The organism is Gimesia maris (genome assembly GCF_008298035.1).
Taxonomy (GTDB): domain Bacteria; phylum Planctomycetota; class Planctomycetia; order Planctomycetales; family Planctomycetaceae; genus Gimesia; species Gimesia maris.
On the sequence record NZ_CP042910.1, the window covers coordinates 2,641,328 to 2,659,506 of the forward strand.

An 18,179-nucleotide genomic window follows, 5' to 3' on the forward strand; every position below is an offset into this window, starting at 1 on the left:
TATTTTCTGACACAGAATTAATCAGAACCAAAGCTCATTCCCGGCCTGGAACAGGTTGACACGCGGGCTTACCATGATGACTATCCGTCAGAACGGTGAAACACGACTGATTACATCAGCCGGTCATCGTTGCGTTTGAGTTCGTTAAAGTCTTCGGTTTCCGGTAAAAGGACGGCGAGCTTCTCACTTCTGTTAAGGCGAATCACGCTACTGGTCAGTATATCTTTCAGATAGTAACTGACCTCGACCGCTTCCCAATCCATGCGAAAGATGGAGTCGGTTATTCCCAGTGAATTACAGACATCGATTGTGGATTTTTGGCGAGAGATCAGTGTCAGTCGGCGGCCCAGGTTCTCGCGGCGGAGTAATTGATCGAACTGGAGTGGCAAGGATTCGTCAAGCAGCAGAACAACATCGGAAATCCCCTGCCCGTTTGGCTTATCGAAACGAGACAACACTACTCCCAGTTCGGCCGTAGAGGCATAGCGATGAATTTCCACATGTGAGGCACCCCAAGATGACCATTGCTTGATCGTATCATTCAGGTCCTGCATATTGGCGGATGAGCCGCTATGCTGTTTTTTAAATCGGGTTCGAGTGTCTCTTATATCGGATCGCTTTGTGATCGAGATCAGATCATTGATAAAACTGGTAAGAGTTACCATGATAAATTTCCTTTTTCTGGATGGCTATTCATATTATTGATTAAATGAGTGATTAATCTGGTAAGTGGAGTCTGGAACTCGTCACGATGAAGAGGATGCTGTGATTCGGTCACAAGACTTAGTTTGCTGCTGTTCCACGAAACCCTTTTTATTGTTTGTTTTCTGTTCAATTCGCTGCACCAGATACGGAATGGCGTCTTGAATTGTCAGACAGGTGTGATACTCGGGCCTGATTATTCTGAAGCGTTGAAGGTAAGGGATCATCTAGATTTCCTTTGATCAGTAGACTATGAAATTTGCCGGTGGGAGTTATTCGAATCCAAAGCACTATAGAGAGTAGATTTAAAGCCACGCTGAAGTGAAGATAAAATCCGCTTCATCTTTTATGGCGATACACTTTGGTGGCGTATAATGTTGATGCGAGATGAAAAGACCGAACGAATTACTACAGTTTTAAGTTGAGAAAGCATCCACGATGAGCAGTCGGATTTTGGTTGTGGAAGATGAAGCCCGCATTGCCGATTTTCTGGTGCGGGGGTTATCAGAAGAGGGATATGGAGTCGAACACGCGGAAGATGGTCGAATCGGCTGGCTGCTGTTGAATTCGGAGACATGGGACCTGGTGATTCTGGACTGGTGGCTACCGGTTGAAGACGGCATCCAGTTACTCCGTCGGTTTCGACAAAAGAACCGCACGACTCCGGTTTTGTTTTTGACCGCGCGCGATGCGGTTACCGAACGAGTAACTGGACTGGATGCGGGAGCTGACGATTACCTGACCAAGCCATTCGCGTTTGATGAACTGCTGGCCCGGGTGCGGGCGCTGTTACGACGACCCGGCCAGGCGAGCGGCGTGGTGCTGGAATATGCCGACATCCGCGCGGATCTGGAAACACAGCGGGTCACGCGCGGCGGAACGCCGCTAGATCTGACGGCGAAAGAGTTTTCCCTGCTGCTGTTTTTTCTGAGGAATCCGGGCAAGGTACTCTCACGGACGCGGATCTACGATACTGTCTGGGACGATTCGTACGACGGGCTTTCCAATACGCTGGAAGTACATGTCAAGGAACTGCGTCATAAACTGGAAGCCTGCGGCCCCCGCGTGATTCAGACATTAAGAGGACGCGGTTATGTGCTGGAAACGACCTCGGATGATGAGGGAGCCTTATGAAACTGACGACGCGTGTTTCAGCGTTTTTCCTGTCTGCACTCGCGGTGATTCTGATCGGTAATTCTCTGTTGCTATACGGGGTGGCGCGGTCATATCTGAAACATCACTTCGATGAACAGCTCGATTCGCTGCTGCATATACTGGTGGCCGCTGCGGAAGTGGAGATCGACGACGTCAAATTCGAATCCACGGATCATTTTGTGATTCAGGATGCCTATGGAGATCCGGATGATATTTTCTGGCTGGTTCTCTCCGAAGAGGGTCAGGTTGTCGCGCACTCGGATAATTACCACACTGCTTCGGGAAAAACTGTAACAGAGAATGTCAGCTCTCTGGTGAATGCGAGTGAAATCACAAAACTGGGCTGGCGATTAGTTCGACATCATCTGGCCGCGCCCGAACCTAAGCCAGCATCTGAACGTTCGGATTTGGAACACGCCGCGTTAACCATTGTGGTAGCGCGGAACCTGGAACCGTTGCGTCGAGCCCTGTTCTGGCTGGCGGTGGCGTTGATTGTGCTCCCCTTAATCTGCTGGTTAATTGCGGCGCTGCTGGGACGCCGGTTCTGCGAGCGGGCACTGAAACCGATCCGGCAGATGGCAGATGAAGTCCGCATAATTGACGTCCACGACACTCGCGCGCGACTGGACGTGCAGCCTACCCGGGATGAATTGGAAGAGCTGGGTGTGACGTTCAACGAACTGCTCGATCAGCTGTTTCAGGAATACGAACATCAACGGCGATTTGCGGGAAACACAGCGCATCAGTTGAGAACTCCCTTAACTGTGATGCAGGGACAGGTTGATGTGGCACTCAGACGGCCAAGGAGCGCAGAAGAATACCAGGAGACACTGACGACGGTCAGCCAGGCGACTACTTCGTTAAGCCAGACAGTGGAAGCTTTACTCTTCCTGGCACGTCCGGCGGAGGATCAGCCGATTCCCGATTATCAACGGACCGATCTCAGCCTCTGGTTGCCGGAGTATCTGGAACGCTGGAAGAACTCACCGCGGTGGAATGATATCCATCTGAAAACGGCAGCGAGTCTGGTGTGTGAAACCTCACCGACACTGTTGGCGCAGATCATGGAGATACTGATTTCCAATGCGTTGAAATACAGTGAGTCGGGAACGGCTGTAGAAATTCTGGTGCGACGGGAAGCTGCTTTGATTGTTCTGGAAGCCAGAGACCAGGGAATGGGAATTGCAGCGGAAGACCGGGAAGCGATTTTTGAACCATTCTTTCGCACCCGCCAGGCGCGGCAGCAGGCATCGCCGGGTACGGGGCTGGGACTGGCTTTGGCCCGGCACATTGCGACGGCGCTGGAGGGGCGTCTGGTTTGTGTCGATGGTCCGGGAATGGAAACGCGGTTTCAACTTTCACTACCCGCTGAGGGTATCCTTTCCACAAGCTGAAGACTTTTTATCACAGCTTACAGTATCTAATTAAATCACGGCAGCGAGCGCGTTGCCTGAAGTAAGGCTTGCCCCTGCCACCTTTTGCTTCAGGGTCTTCTCTCGTGAGAAGTACGATTTTCTTCTTGCTCCCCATCGCACCACTTCATGTTTTTGTTGAGATGAAGAAAATTTTATCTTCCCTTCAGGGTGCGTTTACGCTGCGCTGCGATACTGCTGATAAAGACTTACATTCCATTGGGATTCGCTGGAGATAATAAAATGACAAAAATTGTATTACTTGTTCAATTAACGGCAGTCGTTACCGCTTTCTTACTAATGTCAACGTGCATCGTTGGAGCTGTAAGGTACAGGTCCGAACAAAAGAAAACTTTGGCGGGGGGCTCATTTCGACCATCTGCTGATAGCCGTTCGACCACAAAGCTGTGTCGTGACATTATTAATTCGCAGTCGTCATAAAGCTCTTCGAATGCAAATATTTCCATGTAGTGTGACGTAGAACGACGACGGTTCTGCGGTATGTGGGACACAGGAACAATCTGTGCAATAGGGAATCGTAGTGATATATATATATATATGGCAGAAATTCATGCTATAAAATGTAAAATAGGAATTCATTTCAAGCTTGGATCGCTTCCAAGTTCAAACCGTCTAGGAAATGTCTGGTAGTGACACTACTCAAGGCAAAGGGGTCTACTAATTCTCAAAACTCATACAGGCTTCATAGTATCACACTTTACAAACCCTGATAGCCCTAAACTATAATGTTGAATTGACCTTCCTAAAACTCACCAGAAAACCAATAACGATTTCAATCATAGAGGTCCTCATGAAACTCGCTGTTTCTTCCATACTGCTGGTACTGATACTACTGGTCAGTAACTCTCCACTCGCTGCGAAAAAACCACAGGCCGATCATATTCGAGAACTTCAGACCACAGCCATTAAGAATAAAAAGAGCCCGGCCGCACACTGGGGCTTTGATCCGAATAACTATACCCAGTGGTCCAGCCATTCTCTGCGACTGATTCCGGTTTACACTTTCGGAACCCAAAACGGCGTTCACGGTTGCAATTTGGATTCTTATATCGGCAAGAACAGCCCGTATCGCGATGAGAAAAAACTCGAAGCTATTTATGGTTTTCTGCCTGAGAATACGCTGAATCTAAAAGCCAAATATCTGGATCAAACCAATCTCTACGATATCCAGAAGGCAGCCCTCAAAGCAGGTAAAAAGAATATCATCCTGGTTGTGTTCGATGGCATGGATTGGGATACGACCCGAGCCGCGGCCCTGTATTACAATGGGGCTGACAAATACAAAAGTGGACGCGGAACCGGTTTGCATTTTCAGGATTACACGGCTGATGGAACTTCCCAGTTTGGTTTCATGGTGACAGCGCCTCACAACGATGGCTCCAATGTGGACGTCAACACTCAGAAAGTACTAAATCCAGGTGGGAAAATGCGTGGCGGATACAATGCGAAAAAAGGAGGGCCCACACCCTGGAAAGCAGGCGAAGATAAAAAATACCTGATTGGCAGTTCCAGTAATAAATATGGCGAACACGCTTACCCCGATTCTGCTAATACAGCTTCTTCCATGACGACCGGTATCAAATCATACAACAACGCGATCAATGTGGATCCAAACGGCGCTCCTGTCGCGACGATTGCACACGAGGCACAGGATAAAGGATACTCTGTTGGTGTCGTCACCAGCGTTCCGATCACACATGCCACACCTGCCGCCGCTTACGCACATAATGTCAGCCGCAATGACTATCAGGATCTGGCCCGGGACCTGCTGGGACAGACTTCTATTTCACATCCTGAAGAAGCGATGTCAGGTTTGGATGTCGTGCTGGGAGGAGGCTTCGGCACAATGGAAAAACCGACCGGCGGTAAGTCGCATGGCAAGAACTTCGTGCCCGGCTGGAAATACATTTCGGAAGAAACCATCAACAAGGCAGACGTCAAACAGGGTGGAAAATACACGGTCGCTTTGAGAACTCCGCAGGTTAAAGGGAAAGTCGGTCTGAAACAGGCCACTGCCGCCGCCATCAAAAATAAAACGCGACTGCTGGGCGTGTATGGCGTCGAGAAATACGCGGCTCATCTGCCGTTCCAGACCGCTGACGGCGATTACCAGCCTGCTCCGGGGAAAAAAAACAGTGCCGAGGTTTACTCTGAATCAGATATCGCTGAAAACCCGACCCTGGCTGATATGACTGAATCGGCACTCTCTGTACTCAGTCAGAACAAACAGGGTTTCTGGCTTCTGGTGGAATCCGGAGATGTCGACTGGTCTAATCACGATAACAATCTGGACAACTCTATCGGTGCGGTCAAAAGCGGCGATCACGCGTTTAAAGTCATCACAGAATGGGTGGAGAAAAACAGTAACTGGGATGAGACCATCGTGATTCTCACCGCCGATCATGGGCACTATCTGAATATCGACCAGCCGGAAGCGTTCATCCCGCCGAAAAAAGAGGCGAAGTAGAATCCTCTAGATCGCATCACTGATACTCGTAGCGGTAGCCACGATGTGTAATTTAATTCCTGCTTTCTGTGCTGGTGATCTGATCGACGAGTCTGCCACAGGCTGCCGTGCAGTTTATCACGACATTCCCGACATTTAAGCGCGAGTTTTCGCCTCCCACGTCGTAAAATGTCGATGATACCTTCCCACCGTTGTCCTGATTCACAAGAATCAGGCTATGTACAAAAACACGCGCAAGCAACGCAGCTATGATCATCGGCTAAAAGAACTTGTTCGATCTACCGGCAATATCGAATCGTGGTGGCGCGTGCTCAAGCACCAATGGCTTTATTTGAACGAGCTGGATTCCGCACATGCGGTCGAAAACCTGGTGGATTTCTACGTCGAGCAATACAACACTCATTTACCACATTCCGCGTTCCAGGGGCAGACTCCTGACGAGATGTACTATGGAACGGGGCGGGAGATACCGGGGCAACTGCAGGAAACGCGTATCGCAGCGAGAAAATCACGGATGGAGTCAAATCGATCTCAGAGCTGTCGGATCTGTGAGGAACTTCTCGCAGTCGGTAGTTGAGGATGAGAGTGGCAGGACGGGTCTACAGGTTAGTCGTTCGCAGTTTATGATCGACACCGACGATTTCACACTGCGATCGTTGCCTCAGCTTGTAAGTCTTATTTGGTGCGGCGATGATGGTTTGCGTTTCCTTGACTAAGGGGCTGGGCTTTTCCCAGGTGCGAGAACTCGCGCAAAAATGTCTGGAATGTCATGACAAACAGCAGGGTAAGAAATCTTTGGTTTTGCATCCAGAGAAAGAAAATCCATTCACACTCTAAACCGTTTTAGCCCACTCCCTCAAAAATTGCAAAGGAAGATTTCATTCTCGGACAGACTCCTAGACGAAGTTTTAGATGCAAATATAATCCAATCAGGTCCACACAAGGGGAAAGTTCTTACCGCTGATGGTGAGATTATATCACGATCAGATCCAAGAATCACGATAGAACACATAACGCCTGTTGTTGAACATTGGAATACTGTTGGTTATGACTCTACACGAGCCCTCCGTAATGAATTTTATAATGACACATCGAACATGTCGATCCGTTTACGTAGTGCTAATAGTTCTGATGGTGGTCGAATGTCTGCAAATGGTATACGCTATCGGCAAGATATTGGCTCAAATTACGAAAGATAGACAGGAGCAAATTTGTGATCTCTCAATCAGACATCGAAGCAAATTTTTTTGATATCGAGTCTATTCCAAGCGATATTTTAAAATTCCAGGATATCGTTCCTGCTTTTAAATTTCTTTATTACTTCATGCCAGACCCTCTTTCACAGAGGGATTTGCTTATAGTGACTGATGGTTATCACGATGATCAATTCGCACAGTCCGTTTTGCTGGCAGTACAACAGTTAGAAGGAGGCCAAAGTGTCTTATCGAAACATCAGATTGGCATTCCAAACGAATACAACTTTACCCATTTGTTATTGGTTCCCTCCGATTTCCACAGCTACTTTAAGGGAAGATTAGATGAGGAACGCAAGGAACTCTATCTTGTTCTTCCGATCCATAATTGTGAATTTTCTGGAAATGAACCGCAGGAATTGTTTGTTCAGATGAGACGACAAACGAACTCCGCTTTGGATTGGCGAAGAGAGCTAACACCGAAGGCCCTGCTCAGATTTGAAAATCCGAGTACACAAGGAGGTGCTGGCAACTCGAATGGTGTCCCCGTACGATTCACACTGATTGATCAGGAAATACGAAATCTTAACGGCATTGAATCAGGTTTTATGGAAGTGACTAGTTTTCGTGATGATTATGTTGAGATACTGTCACCAAAACGGGATGAATACACTTTTCGCAGTCAGTATGACGATGAAGCTCGAACGATGAGTCAAGGAAAAGTGGTCAGTGCCATTTGGGAGTTTCTCGTGGAAAATAATTTGGGATGAGATGTTTTACTTTTTTATTGATTACATACATTCACATATTGGGTCTAGAGCGCGTCACATTTTAATCTAGCGCGAATGCGGTAAGTCTGGTAGACTGGTGAAGTCTCATTTCATGGAGGATTTCACATGTTGATTTATTCCAAAGAACGCCGCCTCGAAGTTCTGAAAGCGTATGCAGCCGGTTTAACAACCCGGGAGATTGCATTGCAATTTCAATGCAGTGAATCGTGGGTTAGACGGGTCAAACAAGAGTTTCGAGATCAGGGAAAAACCAGCCCTGCCACCAGGCGTAAACGAGTTCCCCAGTGGCATTCACTGGCAGATCGAATTCAAACTGCAGTCTCAAATAAACCGGATATCACTCTGCAGGAATTGAAGGATCAGCTTGGCACAGCACTCTGTCGTCAGACATTGTGTCGCGCATTAACACGTTTAAAGCTCACTCTCAAAAAAAAGTCCTGATCGCATCAGAGCAGGATCGCCCCGATCAGATCACCAGCACAGAAAGCAGGAACTACATACACACTGTGGCTACCGCTACGGTTATCTGTGACGCGCTCTAGGTAAAAGTTCATAGATCGATTCAGTCTATTAGTTCACAATCTTAGCCTGGGAATTTTGAGGACTGGTAGTATGTGTACCCACTATGAATGCATATTAATATTGAGCATCAAAAAACATACCCCAAAAGTCTTCTATACTTGTGATGCAGAAGGTAGAGTTCAGAAGAATAAATTTATCTTGATGTTAAATATATCGAATCGAATTCATGCCTGAAATCACTCGAAAACTAGCGATCTTCAGCTGCCTGCTGTTCACCAACTTCTGTTTCTGGAAAGCGGGTATGGGGCTGACTGGTGGTGTGGATGCCGAGATTCTGCCTTCTGCTCATGCTGCGATGAGCCCTTCCATTTCACCGCCGCGAGTGGTGACGACGCCGATTCAGGAGATGCGGCCCGGGATGCGGGTAGTCGGGCGGAATCCGCTTCGCATTGAAACGGAAGCGACGATCGATCCGACGCCGGCAGGCTGGCGGCTGGTGTCGGTGCGGATGCTCAAACCGGATGGCACTTATTTTGAAGCCGAACTGCTGCGTCCGTTAAGCTGGATTTCGCTGCACCGTGCAAAACCGGGCGCGGTCATCCAGCTCAACATGCCGGAAATGTATGTGGTGGGGGCGGCGGAAGTGCTCTCGATATCAGACTGTCCGCCCATCGATCCGGGTGACGGTCCGGTTGTTATCTCCACGTTCAAAAACACCGCGGACAATGTGCTCAATATCTATGTGGAAGGGGAAACCGAACCGATCGGCGTGACCGCCGGACATCCGATCTGGAGCGAAGACCGCCAGGCATTCATCCATTCCGACCAGTTGCAGCCCGGCGAACGACTGCGTTCTGCGGTGGGTAAGACAGTCCGCATCACGTCAATCGAAATCCGCGCCGGACCGGAACCGGTTTACAACCTGGAAATTGCTGGCGAACACGTCTACAGCGTCACCGGCTCCGGCCTGCTGGTCCATAATGCAGGTCCTTGTTATCTGGTCCCCCGTGGACAAAACGTTGATTTAGACTCGCTCTATTCTACGACAGATGTCCTATCGAGCAGTCATCTTGTTAGTCAATTTGATACATTAAATGCCCGAAGTTTTCACCCAGCGTTAGGAAATCCAAGTCGAGTTTTGACACAGGCTGATTTGAATGTTGCACGACTGCCAAGACGTTACGGCCCTCAAGCAGGCGAAGTTGCGCCATCTAATTGGGGGCAGCACATTATAAGCGAGACTGGCGTTCTTCCGCCCGCTGGTATGCCGAGGTCCCACGAGCATCACATTAACATGAAAGCAGGTCATGGAAGCCAAGTTGAATTTGTCGAAAAAGGGAAAGACATACTTGAGTTTTATGATATCCCTTGGTTTCGAGGCACGGGGCCAACAGGTAACCTCGTTTATGCTCCAAATGTTGCAGGACAGCACACAACAGAAAACGCAACCAAGCTCTACAATGAGCTTCTTGGTGTACATCGCTCAAACATTGACGCTGTACTTACATGGCAACAGGGGCGGGAACTGATTATGGAACAACTTCAAGATGCAGGACGACGCATGTCTCGTCTTGAATTCTGATTCCTTCTGGAGAAGTAATGACAAGTGAAGCTATAATGTATGGAGCCATAGTTCAAGGCGACATAATGGCAGTAAAAGAGTTGGTACGGAACGACCCCTCTATATTGCAAGTGTCAAAAGTTGGAAAGAATTGGCTGCATTGGGCTGCTCAACGAGGACACACCGATATTGCAGCGGTTTTGGTTGAAGCTGGATTGGAAGTCGATAAGTTGACAGACGATGGTACGAGCTCTGCATTGGACATTGCGGCAGGACAGGGAAGATTGGATTCATGCAAGTGGCTCATCGCACAAAGTGCAGAAATCAATCGAGGTTTCGGCAAATGTGCGACTCCAATCTTCAGTGCAATCTATGGTAAATCACTTGAAGTGGTCAAACTGTTTGTCGAAGAAGGCGCACGTTTGGACGCAGAATTTGGCGAACCCGTCATCAATGTAGTTGGTTACGCAAAACGGTACGGCACTCCCGAAATTGTTGAATTCCTTCAACAAAGAACTTCACAACATCCATCAACACCGTCTTTACCTAACGAACCATAGAAGCCCTCAACTCTTCCCTTCTCCCCAAAAAAACGAGCAATTCTAAACCGCTCGCAAGACAATAGAAAATGGTGTCTAAATTACCAAGTGTGAATCCGAAACAGTTAAAGGTACCATTCATGCCAGAAGTCTTGTTCCGGTACATAGAATTCTGACAAGATAGAAGAACACGAACTTGCAAGACATCGTAATACAGGGCGAAGAAATCGTCATTGATGACAGTAAAACATTCAATGCAATCGGAAGTGACGTTGTACTGGAAAATTGCACAATTAGGTGTAGCGTGCCAGCCAAAAGTATGTCAATTCGTGGAAAGTAGGTCGGTTCTCTAGTGATTGCTGAGAGTGATCTTATTGGTTTCTCTTGGCAGGATGCAAACTTGAATCGCTGTACTTTTTAGGGCGTTTTTAGTGATGCTAATTTGGAAGACTGTAACTTTTTCGGTAAATCCTGTGAGTCTCACATGTTCCCCAAGTGGCCAAATGTTGTTATTCTGAATCTGCATAGTCACTTTGCCGAAATGCAAGGTCGTCCAAAGCATGTTCGAATTGCAGATGTCGTCGATTCGATTGAGTTTCTTGATGAAGAAGTCAGTGCAATAACTTACAACTCAGAGTCTCTTGCTAAACGACTTGGCCTAAGTATTGACGAAATTCAGAATTTCTTTTCTCAGTTTGCCTTCGTGCAAATGTGAGTCTGATTATTAATTGCTTTGGCTTTTGAATCATGATCATCTCAGGCTGTTCCGTACTGAAAACTTAAATACCAGCTTAACTGCAGATTAAACTCTGCTGGACAATTTATTATGTTATTTTAATCGTATTCATGTCTGACCTCACTCGAAAACTAGCTATCTTCAGTTGTTTCCTGTTCACTGGTTTCTGTTTCTGGAAAGCGGGAGCGGGGTTGATTGGTGGTGCGGATACCGAGATTCTGCCCTCGGCCCAGGCGGCAATGAGTCCTTCCTGCTCACCGCCGCAGGTGGTGACGACGCCGATTCAACAGATGCGTCCTGGCATGCGGATTGTCGGTCGGAATCCGCTTCGCATTCAAACAGAACCGACAATCGATCCGACGCCGGAGGGCTGGCGGCTGGTATCGGTGCAGATGGACAAAGAGGATGGCACTTACTTTGAAGCCGAACTGCTGCGGCCCTTAAGCTGGATTTATCGCCACCGCGCACAGCCGGGAGCGGTTATCATGCTCAACATGCCGGAACTGCATGTGGTGGGGGCGTCGGAAGTGCTCTCGATATCAGACTGTCCGCCCATCGATCCGGGTGACGGTCCGGTGGTCATCTCCACATTTAAAAACGTTTCGCATAACGTCCTCAATATCTATGTGGAAGGGGAAACCGAACCGATCGGCGTGACCGCCGGACATCCGATCTGGAGCGAAGACCGCCAGGCATTCATCCATTCCGACCAGTTGCAGCCCGGCGAACGACTGCGTTCTGCTGTCGGCAAAACAGTCCGCATCACCTCGATCGAAATCCGCGCCGGACCCGAACCGGTTTACAACCTGGAAGTCGCCGGCGAACACGTCTACAGCGTCACCGATTCTGGCCTGCTGGTCCATAACTCAGGCCCCTGTGACCTCGTCCCCCGCGGCTATTACGATTCGGGCTATATCGGCATCGTCAATGGTTCCGCTGATGAGTTCTCAGATACGCTCCGCGCCACCTTCGGAACGTATGACGTGCTGCCAAACAGTCGGCTTGTCTCTCAGGCTGATACGGTTGGCGGGGTTCCTCAAGTCAGGCTTAATAAAATTCAAGGCGAAATTGGCGAAGCAGCCGTACGACAGAGGTTACTTGAGAGTCGTACATTCGATTTAGTTGGTGAGCAAATTAGAGTCAGCACGCCAGGTGTGGGGGCTTATCGTGTTACTGACTTTTTGGTCCGTAGCAAGAAGACTGGTCGACTTCGTGCCATTGAAGTTAAGTCCGGAGGTGCGACACGAGATGCAACACAACTTACTAAAGATGCGCTGATAGCTGACCCTCTTACTAAGACCATGTTCACTGGACGTCGGGCTAGAGCTTCTGGATTCCCAAGGAATACTCCTACTGGCTCGATCCGTACTTTTGAAGTTAATGCATCAAATCTGAATAAATAATGTTATGGATGAACTAACCGCAAGAATTGGAAAAGGGCTTAGCGATCAACTTGACGGCTTCAAGTTCGTGAAATCTCGTTGGCAGCTTTTGAAATCAACTGCTGAGGGTTGGCAAGCAATTGAAATTGCAGTATTACCAACATCTCAACAAGGGACGGCAAAGCTTGCGGCGCATGGTCAAGTTAGACTTGACCGAATCGAAGAAACTTATATTCCGTTTCACCCATACCTGAGTAGAACGGAAGCGAAGACACACGCGACAGTGACGATCAACTGCGACAGTTTGCTGGTTGATTGTCCTGTGGTTCACGAATTCAGAACGGATGATCAGAGCATTGATATGTTCATAGTTGATTTTGCGAATGCGATCAAAGCTCATGTTCTTCCTTGGTTGGATCAATATTCAAATGAGAATGCAGTCTTCGTCGGATTGATCGATGATGATCCAATGAGATGGATTACTTCCGATCGCCTCGTCCGATATCCGGTATTACTCGCAGTGCTGGCAAATCGGAACCAATGGAGTGAATTCGACCGAATAGCACAGGAATTCGCTAATTACTGTGATTTACTTCATGCGCAAGTTTACAAACCACTTGCCGATGCCCTTATATCTGGGCTTAAAAAAACTCGGAAGTAGAATTGATAAATCAACTCATCCTCCTAAAAGTTGATCCTCGTTGATGATTTCTCTAAGCGTTGATTCAGTCGTAACACGGTCATGCAGGTTCTGGATCCAAAATACGAAATGTTAGTCAAACTGAGTAAATAAAGTGTAAAAATGGATTTTTGACAAGCAGACAAAATGTTTTTTGTAATTGGATTCGAATTCATGCTTGAAATCACTCGAAAAATAGCGATCTTCATTTGCTTCTTTTTCACTGGGTTTCATATTGGTCTGGAACAGGTTTGGTCGTTGATTGTGAAACTGGTGTTGGCTCTGTGAGCTGATACGTGGGCAGCTTTTGTGTTTTTGCTGGTTCATTGGGTGCGGCTGACGAGTATTTAGAACGGATACAAGAGACGTTATTGTTTGTCACGGACCGACTCGTTCGGCTGTGCCGGGTAAGAGTAGGATGCTTGGTTCTGGACCGAATGCGGCAGCTGCGACCTCCTGCTCGCTACGATCGGCCCGGTTGTGCATCCGGGTTTACCCACTTTTACTTTCGTGTCATTTCGTGTTTTTCGTGGTAGAAAAATTGATTCCGAGAGATTGATCAGATTGCCATGTGGTGCGAAACGGGGGCGAGCCTTGCCAGGTTGGTGATGTGTCACCTGATTATACGATTTCGCTGACGGTTTCCTGTTGCCTGCAACAACCCCGGATTGCATCCGGGGCTACCCGCTTTATATCAGCTGTTCGGGGTTCGGGGCGGTTTCTGTAGATCGGGGTACAACCGGGGCTAAGGCCCTGCGGCTAATTATGCTTTCTGTCTGTGATCGGTTTTCAGTGGTGCGGGATTTTCATCTGTGTTGGTTGCAGTGAGATCGCGTAGAATCTGTGGAACGGGGTGGGCTTCGATTGTGAAATCGATGTTGGTGCCGCGGGCTGACGCATGGGGCAGCCCCTGCAATTCTGCTGGCTGGACGGTGACTGGTTATCGCTTGTGAAAGTCGCTCTGTGAGTTTTCTGTGACACACGGATAGTGCACGGTGCCGGTTGAACTGGTTCCGGATTTTTTGCTACCACGAAAAACACGAAATGACACGAAAGGACGGAGTCATGCTCGGGGGTTTGGTAATCGGGTTTCGTTTTCTATTCGAGGATCATCTTAGGGAGTGGCGCGCGGAGAGCAAGGGGGTTTTGGGCATGTTGTGGCGATACAGGTTGATAACGGGGCGATGTCTGACGGTACCGGGACGGTGCCGTGGCAAAGGGCTGCGAAGTGTGGCGACCCGCAGGCGCACTTTGCGAACAAGTGTGGTTTCAGGCAGTGCAAATCTGGAAAAAACAGGCTGTTTTACGGTGAAGACCTGGAACAAGTGGCCCGTGTTTCAGTGCACTGTAAACTGGTCACGCGCGCGACTCAGTTAGACGCTTATTCTGGTTGGGGGCAGGGGGGAGTCAAGTCGAAATTCTGCAGTAGAACAAATCAACGGGGGGCAGATGATGAGTGAACAATGAGCATGAAAAGTGAGCATGAAAAGTGAGCATGAAAAAAGGCCGCTTACCGGGAATGGTAAGCAGCCTTTAAATTGGAGGCGGCGGGAATTGAACCCGCGTCCTGTGAACCCTCAGCTAAAGCCTCTACGTGCATATTTTATCGTTTGAGTCTCGTTTCTTCGGGCACGATAAACAGAGCCTGTTGGAAACCAGTCCACCACGAATCTCGTATCAGACGGAGCGGACATTGATCTGATACCAGTCTGATTTTGTGACCAGCTGTCGGACTCCTCAGACAGAGATTCCTAAGCCGGGGTTGCTTTTATTAAGCAGCCATTGAAAATTGCTTGTTTGCAATTAGATTGTGATCAGCTTTTTACGTGGCCAACTGATCAACCACGGCACGCCACCTTAACATACGGTGAACCAGTCGAATCCGATCGCCCCCGTGTCTTCAGTAGTACGTTTCTTTTAATACGTCATTTCGGAACAGAATGATCAATCAATTTGTAAGAAAATCGTTCTGCTCCTCTCTTATTATTATCAGCAGATCCTCCGGAGTCAATTTACTCTGTTTATCGAAATTCTGTTCTCAGAACAATTTATTGCTCCAACTCCCTGTATTTACTGCCTTTTTCGGTTCCAGAGCCACGACAGAAACAGCGGCAAATACTTTAGATTCGCTACCCGACAGCACAGAGCAGATCGAGAACAGATTACCGGGGAAGCAAAAGGCGGCTTCAATGGCATTCCGGTCCGGTTATTTGAAACGGGACAAAGTTTTTACCTGTTTTCCGGTCGGCAGGGAATTCTCTTTCAAATCAGTCTACATTCCTGGCTGTCATTCTCCTAAAATACGTTCAATCAAATACTGAGTCACTGAAAGAAACCAGTGGCCGTTCTTTATCTCACTGTGAAGCGGAAGTTTATCTGATATGGATTGTGTACATCTCCTCTCATTGGAACGACGTCTGTCGATTACCTGTTCTGTTTTGCTCTGTCTGGTCAGTCTGCCAGGAATGAGTTGGGCCGAATCGAAAGCCGCGGATTCGCAGTTCGTAGACATCCCGGAGCAGGGGGAGGTTCATTTCACGACAACTGAGAAGGAGGATCAGGTTCCTGCACGGTTTCATCTGGAGCCTCACTCGTTTCCGTTTACCTGTGAATTTAAGCGGATGAGTGGACCGGTCAAAGTGTATGATGTCACGTTTCCTTCTCCAGTGAAAACGGATGTGAAGGAAAACAATACGGTGCACGGTCATTATTATCAGCCGGAAGGTCCGGGTCCGTTTCCTGCGTGTGTGTGTCTGCATATTCTGGGGGGCGGATTTGAGTTGTCTGAGATGTCAGCGAATTCACTGGCGCGGCAGGGGATAGCAGCGCTGACCATCAAAATGCCTTATTATGCTGCACGACGGGGTTCAGGAGCCCAGAGTCGGCGGCGGATGATCTCGTTTGTGCCTGAGCATACGGCGGAGGGGATGACCCAGGCAGTACTGGATATCCGGCGGGCCGCGGCGTGGCTGGCGAGCCGTCAGGAAGTGGACGCAGAGCGACTGGGAGTGACCGGCATCAGCCTGGGAGGCATCATGTCGGCGCTGTCAGCAGAAGCAGAGCCGCGGTTCAGGAAAGTGGCCATTTACCTTGGCGGCGGCAATCTGGCGCTGGGCATCTGGGAAAATCCGCATAAGGATGCAAAACGGTTTCGTCAACATTGGCTGGATAACGGGGGCACATTTGAGTCATTTCTGGAAATCATGTCCCCCGTGGATCCGCATACGTATGGCAAACTGCTGCAGGATCGTGATGTATTGATGGTCGCTGCAAAACATGATGAGATTCTGCCCCCGAAAAGCGCAGTGGCTTTATGGGAGTCGATGGGCAAGAAGCCGGAGCTGGTCTGGCTGGATGCGGGACATATCTCGGCTGCGATATATATCTTTGGTGAAACGCGACGGCTGACGACTTTTTTCTCAAACTGGGATCGAAAGAAGCGAAGTACCGACTCTACCGGTTCTTAATTTCGCAGTACTTTTCGCAGCATGTGAATGGCGACGATCAGCAGACCAGCATTGCCTGCCCAGAGCGACCAGGTTGGTTCTATTTTTCCCTGTTTAGCAAGGTTGATTGCCAGCAAAACGATGGGGTAATAAAAGAGCAGAATCGGCAGGAATACCAGAAAGAAGCTGGTCAGAAACTGTCGGCGTGCCTGGGCAATGGAAAAAGGGCAGCCTACCAGTACAAAGAAGAAGCAACTGCAGCTTAAGGCGAAGCGGCTGGAGAGGGCCGTCTTGAGTTTGTTCTGGCGTTTTTCCTGGAACTGGTTCTGTGGGAGATCCGTGTTGACTTCCGGTGATTGAAAGTGTTCAAAATCTCCCAGAGCCAGGAGCATGGCAACTTCGATATCGCGCTGGAACTCGAACTCATTTTTTTTCTCGCTGAGATCAACGAGTTCGGATTTGATGGATTTCACACTCATGTGTCTCGGTTTGGCCATGGTGGTCTGGCTGGGAAGGGGGAATGGAAACGTATCTTTTTCGACAAAGAAGCGTGGTTTTCCCGGGAAGTCGATATGCCCCTTGGAAATGTGCAGAATGACCTGCTGATTGGTGAGATCAAATTCCAGGGTTGCTTCTTCCGCCTGAAGATGGACGGGTTTCTTGTTGGGAGGCGAGTACCGAAACGTGGGTACGAGTAAAGTCTTGTTGCGTACACCCATGACAGTGATGGAGATTCCACTGGTCGGGTCATGAATCTGATTTTGTGACCGCAGTTTTTCCAGGAAGATGGTTTCGAGTTCGCAGGCGATGGTGTTCTCGATATTTTTTTCTGCCCAGGGAATAATCTGGTCGCTCAAAATCAGGGAACCCAGGCTCAAAAAACCTCCCAGAATAAAAGAAGGCCAGAGGAGAGAGAGTACATTGATTCCCGCCGCTTTAGCGGCCGTGATTTCCTGGTCTCCGGCAATGCGACCATAAACTACGCAGACGGTCAGCAACAGAGTCGCAGGAATCGTGAAGGGGAGCATGCTGGGGACAATGAATGGCAGGATCTTTAAAACCAGAATTACACCCAGCCCCTGGCTGGTTGCCTGTTGGAACGCGCCAACAAATACCAGCAGGACGGTCAGCACTGTGATCATAAGTGTAAAAACGCGCAATAATTCGAAGAGAACATAGCGCTGTAACAATCGCATGGCAGGGTAATATTAATCTAGAACTAAAGAGAATGGATTTAAGGATTTAGCTCAAACAGGTCTGATTCTGATATTTGCTGTAAATCAGTCTCAGTTCAGGAATGACCTGACTCAGGGATCAACTCAAACCCCTCTGTGGGGAATGTTAGGAATCACCGGTGGTGTATAAGAGAAGAACCCGTATTGAGTCAATATCAGACGGCTGGTGCGTGTTCCGATGTGCATTTCCATGTGCTCTGTAAATCGTGTGTATAGAGTTAGTTTGAATAGTTCTCGTATCGGCAAATCAGTCTTAATCAGTACATTCATTTCTCCTGCCCGTTTTACATCACCTGTAAATTGGATAAATGAACCTTTTTTGCAGCACGCGCATTCTG

The 18,179-nt window shown here is 48.5% G+C and carries 14 protein-coding genes and 1 other RNA gene; 12 read left to right on the forward strand and 3 right to left on the reverse strand.

The features are described from left to right. Nucleotides 1–110: 110 nt before the first annotated feature. Nucleotides 111–665, reverse strand: a complete 555-nt coding sequence (locus GmarT_RS09785) for a hypothetical protein (RefSeq protein ID WP_002648763.1) — start codon at nucleotides 663–665, stop codon at nucleotides 111–113. A 475-nt stretch (nucleotides 666–1,140) separates the two neighbouring features. Between GmarT_RS09785 and GmarT_RS09790 the strand changes: the two genes are divergently transcribed. The 11 genes from GmarT_RS09790 (at nucleotide 1,141) to GmarT_RS29470 (ending at nucleotide 14,620) form a co-directional block, all read left to right on the forward strand. Next, complete coding sequence (locus GmarT_RS09790; protein WP_002648761.1) at nucleotides 1,141–1,836, forward strand: response regulator transcription factor; 696 nt, start codon at nucleotides 1,141–1,143, stop codon at nucleotides 1,834–1,836. Next, the gene (locus tag GmarT_RS09795; RefSeq protein WP_002648760.1) at nucleotides 1,833–3,251 is read left to right on the forward strand and encodes an ATP-binding protein; all 1,419 of its coding nucleotides are present in this window, start codon (nucleotides 1,833–1,835) and stop codon (nucleotides 3,249–3,251) included. Before GmarT_RS09790 ends, GmarT_RS09795 begins: the two co-directional genes overlap by 4 nt. An 829-nt stretch (nucleotides 3,252–4,080) precedes the next feature. After that, complete coding sequence (locus GmarT_RS09800) at nucleotides 4,081–5,757, forward strand: alkaline phosphatase (protein WP_002648759.1); 1,677 nt, start codon at nucleotides 4,081–4,083, stop codon at nucleotides 5,755–5,757. Nucleotides 5,758–5,974: 217 nt separating this feature from the next. Next, nucleotides 5,975–6,334, forward strand: coding sequence for an integrase core domain-containing protein (locus tag GmarT_RS09805; protein ID WP_002648758.1), 360 nt, complete (start codon nucleotides 5,975–5,977; stop codon nucleotides 6,332–6,334). A gap of 636 nt (nucleotides 6,335–6,970) precedes the next feature. Continuing rightward, the gene (locus GmarT_RS09815; RefSeq protein WP_002648757.1) at nucleotides 6,971–7,720 is read left to right on the forward strand and encodes a hypothetical protein; all 750 of its coding nucleotides are present in this window, start codon (nucleotides 6,971–6,973) and stop codon (nucleotides 7,718–7,720) included. 126 nt (nucleotides 7,721–7,846) lie between these two features. Continuing rightward, the gene (locus GmarT_RS09820) at nucleotides 7,847–8,182 is read left to right on the forward strand and encodes a helix-turn-helix domain-containing protein (RefSeq protein WP_002648756.1); all 336 of its coding nucleotides are present in this window, start codon (nucleotides 7,847–7,849) and stop codon (nucleotides 8,180–8,182) included. A 307-nt stretch (nucleotides 8,183–8,489) separates the two neighbouring features. Beyond that, the gene (locus GmarT_RS29925; RefSeq protein ID WP_002648755.1) at nucleotides 8,490–9,845 is read left to right on the forward strand and encodes a polymorphic toxin-type HINT domain-containing protein; all 1,356 of its coding nucleotides are present in this window, start codon (nucleotides 8,490–8,492) and stop codon (nucleotides 9,843–9,845) included. Nucleotides 9,846–9,862: 17 nt separating this feature from the next. Then, complete coding sequence (locus tag GmarT_RS09830) at nucleotides 9,863–10,384, forward strand: ankyrin repeat domain-containing protein (RefSeq protein ID WP_002648754.1); 522 nt, start codon at nucleotides 9,863–9,865, stop codon at nucleotides 10,382–10,384. Between the two features lie 825 nt (nucleotides 10,385–11,209). After that, nucleotides 11,210–12,502, forward strand: a complete 1,293-nt coding sequence (locus tag GmarT_RS29930) for a polymorphic toxin-type HINT domain-containing protein (RefSeq protein WP_002648752.1) — start codon at nucleotides 11,210–11,212, stop codon at nucleotides 12,500–12,502. Nucleotides 12,503–12,506: 4 nt separating this feature from the next. Further along, nucleotides 12,507–13,142, forward strand: coding sequence for a hypothetical protein (locus GmarT_RS09840; RefSeq protein WP_002648751.1), 636 nt, complete (start codon nucleotides 12,507–12,509; stop codon nucleotides 13,140–13,142). A 1,139-nt stretch (nucleotides 13,143–14,281) separates the two neighbouring features. Further along, complete coding sequence (locus GmarT_RS29470) at nucleotides 14,282–14,620, forward strand: hypothetical protein (protein ID WP_002648747.1); 339 nt, start codon at nucleotides 14,282–14,284, stop codon at nucleotides 14,618–14,620. A 76-nt stretch (nucleotides 14,621–14,696) separates the two neighbouring features. Here the strand turns inward: GmarT_RS29470 and ssrA are convergent. Next, nucleotides 14,697–15,054: a transfer-messenger RNA gene (gene ssrA / locus GmarT_RS09845) on the reverse strand. Between the two features lie 487 nt (nucleotides 15,055–15,541). Between ssrA and GmarT_RS09850 the strand changes: the two genes are divergently transcribed. Continuing rightward, the gene (locus tag GmarT_RS09850; RefSeq protein WP_002648745.1) at nucleotides 15,542–16,627 is read left to right on the forward strand and encodes an alpha/beta hydrolase family protein; all 1,086 of its coding nucleotides are present in this window, start codon (nucleotides 15,542–15,544) and stop codon (nucleotides 16,625–16,627) included. Here the strand turns inward: GmarT_RS09850 and GmarT_RS09855 are convergent. Continuing rightward, nucleotides 16,624–17,802, reverse strand: coding sequence for an LptF/LptG family permease (locus tag GmarT_RS09855; protein WP_002648744.1), 1,179 nt, complete (start codon nucleotides 17,800–17,802; stop codon nucleotides 16,624–16,626). The two genes, GmarT_RS09850 and GmarT_RS09855, sit on opposite strands and share 4 nt — an antisense overlap. Nucleotides 17,803–18,179 lie beyond the last annotated feature (377 nt).